This window comes from Pseudomonas sp. Soil_N_39 (genome assembly GCF_057655955.1).
This window is the reverse complement of sequence record NZ_JBDGLI010000029.1, coordinates 26,174-40,354: the sequence shown is the minus strand read 5'-3', so window position 1 is coordinate 40,354 and position 14,181 is coordinate 26,174. Positions and strand designations below refer to the sequence as shown.

The window sequence follows — 14,181 nt, the reverse complement described above, 5'->3', positions numbered from 1 at the left end:
AAAGCGGCAAAACGATCACCATCGCCGCCGGCGCAAGTTCGGGCGTGTTGGACGTGGCTGTTGGCAACGATGTGTACCAAGGTCCAACGACGGTTACTGAGTCGATCAAAGATGCATCCGGTGGCAACCTCGAAGCCATCGCGCCGAACACCGCTCCGGTCAGCACAATCATCAGTGATGTCAACGACACCACCACCGTGACGTTGACCGCTACGCCGACCGTGAATGAAAACGGCACCATCACTTACACCGCCACCCTGACCGGTGCCGACGGCAAGCCTGTCACTGCGCAGAACGGTCCGGTCACCGTCACGTTGGAAAGCGGCAAAACGATCACCATCGCCGCCGGCGCAAGTTCGGGCGTGTTGGACGTGGCTGTTGGCAACGATGTGTACCAAGGTCCGACGACGGTTACTGAGTCGATCAAAGATGCATCCGGCGGCAATCTGGAAGCCATTGTTCCAAACACAGCGCCAGTAAGCACCGTGGTTAGCGATGTCAACGACACCACCACCGTGACGTTGACCGCCACGCCGACCGTGAACGAAAACGGCACCATCACCTACACCGCGACCCTGACCGGTCCCGACGGCAAACCCGTCACCGCGCAGAACGGTCCGGTGACCGTGACGCTGGAAAGCGGCAAGACCATTACCATCGCAGCGGGCGCAAGCTCGGGCGTGCTCGATGTCGCTGTTGGTAACGATGTTTACCAAGGTCCGACCACCGTCACCGAGTCGATCAAAGATGCATCCGGCGGCAACCTTGAAGCCATTGCTCCAAATACTGCGCCAGTCAGCACCGTGGTTAGCGACATCAACGACACCACCACGGTGACATTGACCGCCAATCCGACCGTAAATGAAAACGGCACTATCACCTACACCGCCACCCTGACCGGTGCCGACGGCAAGCCTGTCACCGCGCAAAACGGTCCGGTGACCGTCACGTTGGAAAGCGGCAAGACCATCACTATCGCAGCAGGTGCCAGCTCGGGCGTGCTCGATGTCGCGGTTGGCAACGACGTGTACCAAGGCCCAACCACCGTTACCGAGTCGATTGCCTCGGCATCGGGCGGTAACCTGGAGGCCATCGCGCCAAACACCGCGCCAGTCAGCACCATCGTCAGCGACGTCAACGACACCACCACGGTGACATTGACCGCTAATCCGACCGTAAATGAAAACGGCACTATCACCTACACCGCCACCCTGACCGGTCCCGACGGCAAACCCGTCACCGCGCAAAACGGTCCGGTGACCGTCACGTTGGAAAGCGGCAAGACCATCACTATCGCAGCAGGTGCCAGCTCGGGCGTGCTCGATGTCGCGGTTGGCAACGACGTGTACCAAGGCCCAACCACCGTTACCGAGTCGATTGCCTCGGCATCGGGCGGTAACCTGGAGGCCATCGCGCCAAACACCGCGCCAGTCAGCACCATCGTCAGCGACGTCAACGACACCACCACGGTGACATTGACCGCTAATCCGACGGTGAACGAAAACGGCACGATCACCTACACCGCGACCCTGACCGATGCCGACGGCAAACCCGTCACCGCACAAAATGGTCCGGTGACCGTCACCCTCGACAGCGGCAAAACAATCACCATCGCTGCCGGCGCAAGCTCGGGCGTGCTCGATGTCGCTGTTGGTAACGATGTTTACCAAGGTCCAACGACGGTAACTGAGTCGATCAAAGATGCATCCGGCGGCAATCTGGAAGCCATTGCTCCAAACACAGCGCCAGTAAGCACCGTGGTTAGCGACGTCAACGACACCACCACCGTGACGTTGACCGCTACACCGACCGTGAACGAAAACGGCACTATCACCTACACCGCCACCCTGACCGGTGCCGACGGCAAACCCGTCATTGCGCAAAACGGTCCGGTGACCGTGACGTTGGACAGCGGCAAGACCATCACCATCGCTGCGGGTGCAAGCTCGGGCGTGTTGGATGTAGCCGTCGGCAACGACGTTTACCAAGGTCCAACTACCGTCACCGAGTCGATCAAAGATGCATCCGGCGGCAACCTCGAAGCTATCGCTCCTAACACCGCTCCGGTCAGCACCGTCGTCAGCGATGTCAACGACACCACCACGGTGACATTGACCGCTACGCCGACCGTAAATGAAAACGGCACCATTACTTACACCGCCACCCTGACCGGTGCCGACGGCAAACCCGTCATTGCGCAAAATGGTCCAGTCACGGTTACCCTGGAAAGCGGCAAAACCATCACCATCGCCGCCGGCGCAAGCTCGGGCGTGCTGGACGTAGCGGTTGGTAATGACGTCTATCAAGGCCCGACCACCGTCACCGAGTCGATCAAAGATGCATCCGGCGGCAACTTGGAAGCCATTGCGCCAAACACCGCGCCAGTCAGCACCATCGTCAGCGACGTCAACGACACCACCACCGTGACGTTGACCGCTACACCGACCGTGAACGAAAACGGCACCATCACCTACACCGCCACCCTGACCGGTCCCGACGGCAAACCCGTCACCGCGCAAAACGGTCCTGTGACCGTGACGTTGGAAAGCGGTAAAACCATCACCATCGCTGCGGGCGCAAGTTCGGGCGTGTTGGACGTGGCTGTTGGCAACGATGTGTATCAAGGTCCGACCACCGTCACCGAGTCGATCAAAGGTGCATCCGGCGGCAACCTTGAAGCCATTGCTCCAAACACCGCGCCAGTCAGCACCATCGTCAGCGACGTCAACGACACCACCACCGTGACGTTGACCGCTACACCGACCGTGAACGAAAACGGCACCATCACCTACACCGCCACCCTGACCGGTCCCGACGGCAAACCCGTCACCGCACAAAACGGTCCAGTCACCGTCACCCTCGACAGCGGCAAAACCATCACCATCGCCGCCGGGGCAAGCTCAGGCGTGTTGGACGTAGCCGTCGGCAACGATGTCTACACCGGTGCACCGTCCATCACCGAGACGATCAAATCGGCCTCCGGCGGCAACCTCGAAGCCATCGGTATCGATAAGACCGGCGCGTCGACGACCGTGGGCGACACTGTCGACAACACCACCGTCAGCATCACCGGCAGCACATCGGTCACCGAAGGCCAGGCGGCTACGTACACCGTCAGCCTGACGAACCCGGCACAAACCGAGGTGACGCTCAAGATCGTCTACAGCGGCACCGCCGCCGACGGCACGGACTTCACCGGTGTCTACACCGTGAAGATCCCGGCTAACGCCACCAGCGCGACCTTCAACGTGGCGACGCTGGACGACAAGATCACCGAAGGCACCGAAAACTTCGTGGTCAAGATCGATTCGGCCACCGGTGGCAACTTCGAGCACCTGGCCGTCAGCGGCACCAACGGTAGCGTCAGCACCTCGATCATCGACAACGATGCGCCGCCGGTCCTCGACCTGGACGCCAACAACTCCAGCGGCAAAGCTGGTGCCGACTACCAGGTGACCTTCACCGAAGGCACCGCCGGCCCCGGCGTGTCCATCGGCGACACCGACCTGAAAATCACCGACCCGGACAGCACGATGCTGACCGGCGCCACCATCGTGCTGACCAACCGTCAGCCTGGCGATGCGCTGAACCTGGGCAACAGCGTCAATGGCATCAGCATCAACGCCAACAGCACCGACGGCAAGGTCGTCCTGACGCTGACGGGCAATGCGACGCTGGCCGACTACATGCAGCAGATCAAGAACATCAGCTTCATCAACAACAGCGAAGACCCGAGCACCGTGCCGCGCATCATCACCGTGACGGTGACCGACGGCAGCAACTACTCGAACACAGCGACCACCACCGTGAACGTGGTCGGGGTCAACGATGCGCCGGTGGCCACCGGTGGCGCGGTGACCGGTACCGAAGACACTTCGCTGGTCCTCGGCTGGTCGACGTTCGGTATCAGCGATGTGGACAGCGCCGCTTCCAGCCAGGGTGTGAAAATCACCGGGCTGCCGGGTGACGGCAAGTTGCAGTACCTGGACGGCGCAACCTGGAAGGATGTGGCCAACAACCAGACCTTCAGCAAGGCTGACATCGACGCTGGCAAACTGCGCTTTACCCCTGATGCCAACGAGTCCGGCGCCAACGGCAACCCGGCCGGCGTGGGCAATCAAAAGGCCGATTACGCGCAAATCAGCTTCCAGCCAACCGATGGCCAGGCGCTGGGCAATACCAGCACCGTGAAGATCGACATCACGCCAGTCGCCGACGCACCGAGCCTCAACGTGGCCGGCAACAACGTCACCTCCACCGGGCTGATCAAGGAAGTCTGGACCGGCCTGTCGGGCCTGGGCACCGATGGCAGCGGCGCGCCGTCCGGCACGCTCAAGTCGGTGATCGATGCCGCCGGCACGCCGAACAGCAGCACCAACGTGACCAACGTGCAGTCCGACAGCAACGTCAACCCGGGCACCGCGTCGAAAACCTCGGGCCTGATCTTCCTCGAAGCCGGCAAGACCTACACCTTCAGCGGCATAGGCGATGACAGCCTGCTGGTCACCATCGGCGGCAAGACCGCCGCGGCAACCACGTGGGGTGCGGGCGGCCAGTTGAACGGTTCGTTCACGCCGACCACCAGCGGCTACTACACCCTGGACATCTACCACCACAACCAGACTGGTCCGGGCAGCTACGACGTGAACCTGTCGGTCAACGGCAGCACGCCTGTGGACCTGAGCAGTGCCGGCGTGCCGCTGTACACCGGCGTGGCCGACCTGGCGAACGCGGGCGTGACCGTCTCCGACCTGCACGGCACCAACGGTGAAGGCTACTACGACGGTTACAAGCTCAACGAGGGCGCCGAAGGCACCAGCGTGCACCTGTCGAAGATCACCACCGCCCTGACCGACACCGACGGCTCCGAAAGCCTGAGCGTGAAGATCGGCGGCATCCCCGAAGGCAGCGTACTGAGCGACGGCGCCGGCCATACCGCGACCGTGGGCAGCAACGGCGAAGCCTCTGTTACCGGCTGGAACCTGGGCAGCCTGACCCTGACCCCTCCGACCTACTACCACGGCCAGTTCAACCTGACCGTGACCTCGACGTCTACCGAGGCCCTCGGCGGCTCGGCGGTCAGCACGGCGCAGATTCCTGTCACGGTGTATCCGGCCACGTACAACGCAGTCACCGCCACGTCTGGCAGCGACAACGTCACCGGCAGCGACGGCAACGACATCGTGGTCGCCGACATCGGCGGGCTGACCGTGGTGCCAGGGGTCAACTACAACATCGCCTTCATGGTCGACAGCTCGGGCAGCATGAGTTCGTCGTCTGTCACCGCCGCCAAGAACTCCTTGACCCAAGTGTTCAACACCCTCAAGCAGAGCCTGGGCAGTAACTCAGGGACTGTGAACATTTTCCTGGCGGACTTCGATAACCAGGTAAACAAGAACGTTGCGGTCAACCTCAACGATCCGAACGCGCTGACACTGCTCAAGAGCGTGCTCGACTCGATGGTGTCCGGCGGCAATACCAACTATGAAGACGTGTTCAAGACCACCGCAAACTTCTTCAACAGCACCCAGGCCCTGAGCAATACCGGCGCGAAGAACCTGACGTATTTCATCACCGACGGTGAGCCAACGCGCTACCAGTCCGGCGAAGAGACGAACCCAGTGTTGTACGGCACCGTCAAGCTCGACGACGTCCTGAGCGCGGCCAACTACACCGTTGGCAAGTACTACACCCAGACGATCGACAGCACACACAAATTCATCATCGAAGAAAATGGGGACATGTTCCTGTCGATCAAGAACGGCAAGAATTGGAATGAAAACTACGTCGGCACGGTGCATGCCGAGGGCAATGGCACGTTCGAGTTCTCCAACCAGGCCGGCGGCTGGTGGGGCGACTCCTCGGCAGCAGACGGCTCAACGGCCAGCTTCACCCTGCTCAAAGGTCTGAGCAACGTTGAAGCCATCGGCCTGAACAACGGCGTCACCCTGTCCGATCTCGCCCCCTACGACTCCGATGGCAAGCCACAAACCAACATCGACCCGAGCAACCTGGCCAACTCCATCATCGGCCACACCGAAGCGACCCTGCCGGGTGCCGATACGGTCAACGGCGGTGCAGGCAACGACATCCTGTTCGGCGACCTGGTTAGCTTCAACGGCATTGCCGGCGAGGGCTACCAGGCCATCCAGGCCTTCGTCGCCCAACAGAGCGGCGTGGACGTCAGCAAGGTCACCACCAGCAACGTGCACCAGTACATCACCGAGCACTACACCGCGTTCGATGTGTCCGGTGCCCACGATGGCAACGACACCCTGCTGGGCGGCGCCGGCAACGACATCATTTTCGGCCAGGGCGGCAACGACACGCTCAACGGTGGCAAGGGTAATGACGTCCTGCTGGGTGGCACGGGTAACGACACACTGATCGGCGGCCAGGGCAATGACACCCTGATCGGCGGCCTGGGGGGCGATACCTTTGTCTGGAAGTCCGGCGACACCGGCACCGACGTGATCAAGGACTTCAAGGCCAGCGAAGGCGACCGGATCGACCTGCGGGACCTGTTGCAGGGTGAAAGCGGCAGCACCATCGACCACTTCCTGAAAATCAGCACGGTCGATGGCGTGTCGTCGCTGCAGGTCAGCACCACCGGCCAGTTCAATGGGGCCAACGGTGCCGCAGCGGCGCCGGACGTGACGATCAAGCTCGAAGGCAACAACTGGTCGAACGTGAATCTGAACTCGTTGATCGCCGGCAGTGACCCGACCATCAAGGTCGATCACAACAACAGCTGAACCTGACACAAAACCCGTGGCCAGAGATTGTTCCCACTGAGACGCGCAGCGGCCCTGTTTTTTGGGGCTGCTTCGCAGCCCAGCGGGAGCAAGCTCCCTCGCCACGGGATAAGTGTTCATACTCCTCTGCAGTTTGGCCTATGCTGCCCAGCATGACGCCGCTTCATACATGAGGGATGCCCGATGTTTTATGTGCAACGCGATGCACAAGGCCTGCTGGTGCGCGTAGAAGCCACCGCTTACGCCGAGGCCACCGAGACCTTGCCGGCCGACAACCACGAGATCCAGGACTGGTTCGCCAACCAGGCAGTGGAAAACAGCCTCAAGCAACTCAAGCAGAGCGACCTGGAGATGATCCGGGTACTCGATGACTTGATCCAGGTGCTGACCAGCAAAGGCGTCATCCGCGTCACCGACCTGCCACCGGCGGCCCAGGCCAAGCTGATGGACCGCACCCAGGCCCGGGAAGCATTGGGCGGGTTAAGCCGATTGATCGATGATGATGAGAAGGGGTTGATCTAGCCTGCCGCCCGGGCTGACACCATTCCAGCCAGTACACAGCACCCTGTGGCGAGGGAGCTTGCTCCCGCTGGCCTGCGAAGCAGGCCTCTGCATATCTCCAGGTGGACCCCATTGCCCGGTTTTGCGACTGCTGCGCAGCCGAGCGGGAGCAAGCTCCCTCGCCACAGGGTTTTGGGTTGTCTGGGCGGACGCCATCGCGAGCAAGCTCGCTCCCACAGTTGATCGGTGTTGATCTCCGTATTTCGGTTCGAAACAGAGCCAGTGTGGGAGCGAGCTTGCTCGCGATGAGGCCGGCAAGCCCAGCATCCATGTGACTGAACCACCGCTATCGCGAGCAGGCTCGCCCCCACAGCGTTTAGCGTTGATCAATCTGTGCCGTGATGGCTGGGAAGCTTTTGTGGCGAGGGAGCTTGCTCCCTCGCCACAGGACCGTGCCGTTCCCAAACCCCTTGTGGGTATCCAACATCACCGCAAACTGATCCTCCGCCATCGCGAGCAAGCTCGCTCCCACAATTGGATCGGGGCACGGCCGGAGAGACAGGTCGGCTGTCAGGCCGCCTCGCGAGCAAGCTTTGCTCCCACTGATCTGAAGGGTGTACGGCCGGGAGAGCCAGGTCGGCTCTAAGGCCGCCTCGCTTCGGCTTTTGATCTGGGGGCCCCGTTAACCACGATGGCCGAACGCAGGCATTGCGCAGTGGGCATCCCGGCATGGATGCCGGGATAGCCGCGCTGGACCATGGATGGTCCTTCGCGGCGGGCCCACGGAGCAATGCCTGCGTTCGGGCACACCGAGCCTAGGCGAGGCGCCGAGTGGTGGGGCAAGACCTTTTGGTTACTTTTGAGGCGTTTGCCAAAAGTGACTCGCCGTAAGGGCGAAACCGCCAGCCGCCGTTACCGCAGCAATGGATATGTACTCGGTCAGAAGAGCACAGGCCGGCTACCAGGCCGCCTCATCAACAAAGCCTCAGCCCCACCGCCGAGGCTCTCCAACCAACTGCCCCTGCACCCCAAACAACCCCATCTCCCGAATCACCGCCAGCTCCCCCTCCGTCTCAACCCGCTCAGCAATCAACGGCAAATCAATACTGTGAGCCGCACGCTGAATGGCCTCGATGAACAAGCGCTTGTCGCTCTCCTGATCAATGGCACGGATATAACTGCCATCGATCTTCAGATAAGCCAACCCCAACCGCGACAAGTTGCCAATCATGCTGAACCGCCCACCAAAACGCTGCAGGCTCAGGGAAAAACCAAGCTCACGCAGATGCCGAGTCAACTGCTCCAGTACCGCTTGCTCCGGCAGTTGCTCTTCACCAATCTCCAGGGTCAAGCGCGGCCCAAGGTTGGAATGCGCCCGCAGGATCTCAAAGACCTTATTCAACGCCTGCGGATCGGCCAAGGTCGCCGAGGACAGGTTCAACGCCAGGGATTGTTCATGCCCGGCCATTTGCTTGAGCACCTGTTCGAGCATCAAGCGGTCCAGGCGCGCGGTCCAGCCAAAGCGTTCCAACCAAGGCAGGAAGCGCCCGGCGGGGATGGTCTGGCCCTGCTCGTCCAACAGCCGCGACAGCACTTTGTAATGCAGCACCACCTGGGTGTCCTGGGCAGCCACCACCGGCTGGAAGTACAACTCGAAGCGCTGATGACTCAAAGCCTGGTCGAGCAACGTGTGCCAGGCATGGTGATCGTCGCCGACGCTCGCCGAGGCACTGTGGTCCAGGCAGGCCCACCCCGGTTCGCCCTGGCTTTCGGCCTGGGCCAGGGCCTGGTCGCCGAGCTGGAGCACCGCTTGCGGCGAGTCGCCATGGACGAACGGCGCCAGCCCAATGGAGGCTACCGACGCCACGTCCGTCGCGCCGGTGGCGTGCAGGCTCGCCAACGCGGCTTCAAGGTTCTGCGCCAGTTGCAATGCTTCCTCACGCACCAGCCCGGGTGCCAGCACCGCGAACTCGCCGCCGCGAATACGCGTGACCAGGTTGAGGGTTTCCGGATAGCGGGCGCACTCACGCTGCAATTGCTCGCCCACGGCCTTAAGCAACTGGTCGGTGCGCTGCCCGCCCAGCCGCTGGTTCAAACCGGCCAGGTCCTTGACCCGCAGCAACAGCAGATAACCGGAACTGGCCTGCTCCGGGTTACTCACCCGGGCATTGAGCTGCATTTCGAAATAACGCCGGTTGGCCAGGCCCGTGAGGTTGTCCTGGTAGGACTCGACCCGCAGTTTCTCGCTGCGTTCGGCCTGCTCCTGGAACAGCGCCTTGAGCTTCTCGACCATCTGGTTCATCGCCTGCACCACGCGACGCAATTCAGGGGTACGCGGCAATTCCGGCAGGCTCAAGAACTCACGACGGGCAATAGCATGGGATTGGTGCACCATGTAATCCAGCGGCTTGAGCTGGCGACGCAGCAGCAAGGCCCCCAGCACCGCGCTCACGGCGCCACACAGCAACAGCCAGCCCAGGCTGCCCAAGGCGCTCTGCCACAGCTTGGCGAGGGCGAACATCGGGTGGCTGATCACCTCGACCCGCGCCGCCTGCTCCCAGCCGCGGCTGACGATGGCATCGCCACCGGCCGGTTCCAGGCCGATCAGCTTGACGAACCATTGCGGCACGCTGCCGGCGTCCGGCGTGCCGGTGCGCTCGACCAGGGTCTTGTCGGTGGCCACGTCGACCACGCGGATGGTCGCGTAGTAGCCGCTGTCGAAGATCGAGCTGACCATCAACTCCACCATCGCCGGGTCGTCGATGTTCGGGGTCAACGACAGCGCCAGCGCCGTGGCCGCGTCCTGGGCGTGGGAGCGCAACTGGTTGACGTACTGGGCCCGCGAGCTCTCCAGGCTGACCATGAAGCTGCCGCTGAAGGCAACCACCAGGAACAGACAGATAGCGATCAACAGCTGTTTGAACAAGGACATCTGAGCGCGCGCTCCTAGTTAGTCGTCTCGACCGGGAAACCTTCGGCCTGCATTTTTTTCAACACATCCTGCCACCGGGACAGGCGCTTGGTGTCACCCACTTTCTTGTTGCCCTTGGCGCCCGGCAGCCACAGCCCTTCGGCATTGAAAGAGTAGACCGGGAGCAAGTCGGTTCGCTGGCTGGCCGGCTGGATACCGTCGATCAGGCTGTCGAGTACCAGTGGCATCGCCTCGGGCGTGGCGTAATAGGTGAGCACCATGTGCGCACGGTTCTGCCGCAAGGCCTTGACGTAGGTGATGCGCAGCTTGTCACTGGACACCCCGAGATGGCGCAGGCTGAAATACTTGGCGATGGCGTAGTCTTCGCAATCGCCGGCGCCCTTCCATAAAGCCTGGATCGGCGTTTCCCAATAATCGACTTCACGCCACAGGTCGATATCTTCCACGTAGCGCACCTGTTTGTTGAAAAACAGGTTCACCACCTTGAGCTGTTCCAGTTCCGGGATCTGTTTCTGGGTCGCCAGCAATTGCTGCCACGCGTCGATCCGTTGCTGCCCTTCGCCCAAGGGGCCATATAACGCTTGCGCCCGCCGGCTGATCTGCGCAAAGTCCCAGTCGGCCCGCAGACCGCCCAGCATCAGGCCGGCCAGCAACAATGCCGAACACAGCCAGCGCAAGGACCTGAGGACAGGGATCGGTGCAGCCAAGGGAAATACGTCCGATAAGGGTCGTTGGAAATTCGTTGGATGGTGACGCCTGGCCCACTAAAAGACAATGGCAAGGTGCAATCACCGCAGGCAGACTAAACTTTAGTTCAGGAACCTCCGGTCGAGAGATTTTGACGGCTCGCTCACCTGTAACTAACGTGTGCCTGGATCCAATTTCTACTACCAATCAGGGTGCGTTGTCGTGACACAGAAGCCCAAACCGCTAAGCACTATCCAGATCAACGGCCCCATCCCCGCAGATCAGGCACGTTCGATCATCGAAAGCTCCCTGCGCGAGGCCATTCTCGACGGACGCCTGCCCAGTGGCACCGCCCTGCGCCAGCAGGAGCTGGCCGACCTGTTCGGCGTAAGCCGTATGCCGGTCCGAGAAGCGTTGCGCCAGCTTGAGGCACAGTCATTGCTCAGTGTGGTCCAGCACAAAGGTGCCGTGGTGGCCCCGCTGATTACCAGCAATGCAGTCGAGACCTACGCCTTACGCGCAGTCTTGGAAGCATTCGCCTTGCGCTTGTCCATTCCCCTGCTCGATGGTAACGACCTGGCACTGGCAGCCCAGTACATCGAACAGCTGGAAGTACAAACCGAATACGCCGAAATTGCCAAGCTCAATCGGCTGTTCCATATGTCGCTTTACCACAAGGCGCCCAACAACAAGCTGCTGGACCTGATCGAGCACGAACTCAATGAGGAAGAGCGCTTCTTGCGCTTTCATCTCTCGTCCATGGGGCTGGGCAAACTGACCCAGGACGATCACCGCGCCATTCTCGCCGCAGCGGTGGCCAGGGATATCGATAAAGCGGTCGCCCTGCTGGAGCAGCATCTGGAAAAGGCCTCCATCACCATGCGCCGGTACCTGGAACAGCCGTCGAAGCCTTGATCTCACGTCGGCGCTCGGTCCGGCGTAAAAATTTCTTACATATCCTTCCGATTCACTTGCCGCCAGCGCGGCACGGCCTCGCCGTGGCCGCGACTCGTCGCCCCATCAGTTCAATGGCACTGCCATCGATTTGGGCTCACTCTTGCGCTTGTCGATTCAAAACAGACCTGAAGAAGTCAACGCCTGGCTAAGGCCAGACGAATCGAAGCCAATACGCAAGGAGCGTCGTCCAACCGGCGGGATGATCGGAAGTCCGACCGACGTCCTGCCCATAACATAAAACTTCTTAACTCCCCGATCCCTGAAGTGCTCCGAGTGAGGCATTCACTCGAACTATTCGATTCTGATCTCGCTAAATCGGAAGGAGCCTCTTCGCGCCAATAAAACTTATATAAAAAGTTTTAAAGAGCCTCTTCACGCCCAATAAAAATCCAACTTTAAATAATTAAAAAAACACTTGCCGCTTACTTGTTACCTGTATTAATTTTTTATTCGCCGCGTTACTGGCGGCCCTTTCGACTCGCACCAAGCACAGCAAATACAGGCATAAGAAGCCGACATAACGATTAAAAGAGAATACTTAAGCCACTTTGGCAATTCATGGATTCCGGTTCAGGCACCCGCTCGCCCTAATTAAATAACGAGCCGCCTTCCGGACAAAACATCATTGATGAGGACGTTCCAATGCAGCCATCCAAAGAACAACTATCTCTGAAAAAGCAGGAACTTGGTCAACACCCGGTTTTTTCCGAGATTACATCAATCGATCTGTTACGCCGTTTTATGGAAAGCCATGTCTTTGCCGTCTGGGACTTCATGTCGCTGACCAAGCGACTGCAACGCGAACTCACCTGTGTCCAGCTGCCTTGGCTGCCGCCAGCCGATCCCCACGCGGCCCGCTTGATCAATGAGATCGTGCTGGGGGAGGAGTCGGATGACCGCCCTGGCGCCGGCTATTGCAGCCATTTCGAACTGTACCTGGACGCCATGCGGGAAATCGGCGCCGATACCCGCGCAATCGAGCAGTTCATCACCCTGCAGCAGGAAGGCGTCAGCCCAGAGACCGCGCTGGACAGTGTCGAAGTCGAGCCGGCGGCGGCGCGGTTCGTCCGCCAGACCCTGCACACCGCCTTGCACGCCCCGGCCCACAGCGTGGCCGCCGCGTTTGTACATGGTCGCGAGAGTGTCATCCCGCAGATGTTCCAGCGCATGCTCGACGCCTGGGGCATTGGCCTGGACCAGGCACCGACCTTTCGTTACTACCTGCAACGGCACATCGAAGTCGATTCCGAAGACCACGGGCCGGCGGCGGAAAAACTCTTGGCGCGGCTGATCGATGGCGACCCGCAGCGCGAAACCGAGGTCCTGGCCGCCGCGCTCGCCGCCGTCCACAGCCGCGCGGCCTTGTGGGACGGCCTGCGCCAGAGCATGGCCCAACCGGTTGCACAGGTGACGCCATGAACGCCGTCGAATACCAATCCTTCGCCGACGCCTGGGAAAGCCGCGCCACCATCCGTACCCGGCCACGGCGCCGGGTCGAAGACGACGACAAACTGATCTTCCCCATGAGCCGCCAGCCGCTGGTGCACAGCCAGACCTTCCTCAGCCACTGTCCGCAGTTGCGCGACTTCGTGCTGGTGCAGAGCCTCTACAAGTTCATCAACGACGTGGTGATTTTCGAGACCGAACTGGTGGACCACACCGCCCGGCGCATCGCCAAGAACCGCTTCGGCATTGAATTCCCGTTCGCCTGCCGCTACGACGCGATGACCGTGGTGGTGGACGAGGATTACCACGCACTGGTGGCGATGGACTTCATGCAACAGACCATCGACATGACCGGCATCGATCCCATCCCGTTGCCTGGGCAGATCGAACTCAGCCGCGCCATACCGGCGACCCTGACCCGGGCGCCGGAGCATTTGCTCAGCGCCGTGGAGCTGATCTGCATCGCCATTGCCGAGAACACTGTGACCAACGAAGTGGCCGCCTTCGCCCGGGACGATTCGGTCAAGGCCTCGATCAAGGGACTGATGGCCGATCACTTGCTCGACGAGGGCCGGCACTCCGGTTTCTGGACGCGACTGGTGCAGATCTACTGGCGCACCGCCCCCGAAGAGGACCGCTCGGCGATCGCGTGCCTGATGCCCGGTTTCATCGCCCAGTACCTGGCGAGCGACCTGCAGCAAGCGTTCGATTTCGAGCTGATCGCGCACCTGCCCGTCGACGAATCGGTACGCCAATCACTGCGTGAAGACGCCAGTGCGCTGGCGTATCCGATCAATCGTTTTCACCCGTTGGTGGGCAATATCACGCGTTTTTTCCGCGGCAGCTCGATGCTCGCGTCCCCCTGCGTACGCGACGCCCTCGCTGATTACCTGACCCCATGAG

6 protein-coding genes and 1 pseudogene are annotated in these 14,181 nt (G+C 61.1%); 5 read left to right on the top strand and 2 right to left on the bottom strand.

Translation table 11 applies throughout. The features are described from left to right. Together AC3A5O_RS27775 and AC3A5O_RS27770 are read left to right on the top strand one after the other, a co-directional pair. Positions 1-6,755, top strand: a pseudogene (locus tag AC3A5O_RS27775) (LapA family giant adhesin); the annotation flags it as partial. A 183-nt stretch (positions 6,756-6,938) separates the two neighbouring features. Continuing rightward, positions 6,939-7,277, top strand: a complete 339-nt coding sequence (locus AC3A5O_RS27770) for a hypothetical protein (RefSeq protein ID WP_003196545.1) — start codon at positions 6,939-6,941, stop codon at positions 7,275-7,277. A 964-nt stretch (positions 7,278-8,241) separates the two neighbouring features. Here the strand turns inward: AC3A5O_RS27770 and lapD are convergent. Further along, the gene (lapD, locus tag AC3A5O_RS27765; protein ID WP_487753978.1) at positions 8,242-10,188 is read right to left on the bottom strand and encodes a cyclic di-GMP receptor LapD; all 1,947 of its coding nucleotides are present in this window, start codon (positions 10,186-10,188) and stop codon (positions 8,242-8,244) included. 14 nt (positions 10,189-10,202) lie between these two features. Continuing rightward, complete coding sequence (gene lapG / locus AC3A5O_RS27760) at positions 10,203-10,826, bottom strand: cysteine protease LapG (protein WP_436278757.1); 624 nt, start codon at positions 10,824-10,826, stop codon at positions 10,203-10,205. A 271-nt stretch (positions 10,827-11,097) separates the two neighbouring features. Here lapG and AC3A5O_RS27755 point away from each other — a divergent pair, with 271 nt between their 5' ends. The 3 genes from AC3A5O_RS27755 (at position 11,098) to AC3A5O_RS27745 (ending at position 14,180) form a co-directional block, all read left to right on the top strand. Continuing rightward, positions 11,098-11,790, top strand: coding sequence for a GntR family transcriptional regulator (locus AC3A5O_RS27755; RefSeq protein ID WP_305469135.1), 693 nt, complete (start codon positions 11,098-11,100; stop codon positions 11,788-11,790). A 684-nt stretch (positions 11,791-12,474) separates the two neighbouring features. Further along, positions 12,475-13,251, top strand: a complete 777-nt coding sequence (locus tag AC3A5O_RS27750; RefSeq protein ID WP_122566723.1) for a DUF3050 domain-containing protein — start codon at positions 12,475-12,477, stop codon at positions 13,249-13,251. After that, positions 13,248-14,180 carry a diiron oxygenase gene (locus AC3A5O_RS27745; protein WP_305469133.1) on the top strand — a complete coding sequence of 311 codons (933 nt, stop codon included), beginning with the start codon at positions 13,248-13,250 and terminating at the stop codon, positions 14,178-14,180. The genes AC3A5O_RS27750 and AC3A5O_RS27745 overlap by 4 nt, the downstream gene beginning before the upstream one ends. Position 14,181: the final 1 nt, after the last annotated feature.

Excerpts from the sequence above, each read along its gene's own strand:
- AC3A5O_RS27770 (WP_003196545.1), top strand. The coding sequence starts at position 6,939 with ATGTTTTATGTGCAACGCGATGCACAAGGCCTGCTGGTGCGCGTAGAA.
- lapD (WP_487753978.1), bottom strand. The coding sequence starts at position 10,188 with ATGTCCTTGTTCAAACAGCTGTTGATCGCTATCTGTCTGTTCCTGGTG.
- lapG (WP_436278757.1), bottom strand. The coding sequence starts at position 10,826 with ATGCTGGGCGGTCTGCGGGCCGACTGGGACTTTGCGCAGATCAGCCGG.
- AC3A5O_RS27750 (WP_122566723.1), top strand. The coding sequence starts at position 12,475 with ATGCAGCCATCCAAAGAACAACTATCTCTGAAAAAGCAGGAACTTGGT.
- AC3A5O_RS27745 (WP_305469133.1), top strand. The coding sequence starts at position 13,248 with ATGAACGCCGTCGAATACCAATCCTTCGCCGACGCCTGGGAAAGCCGC.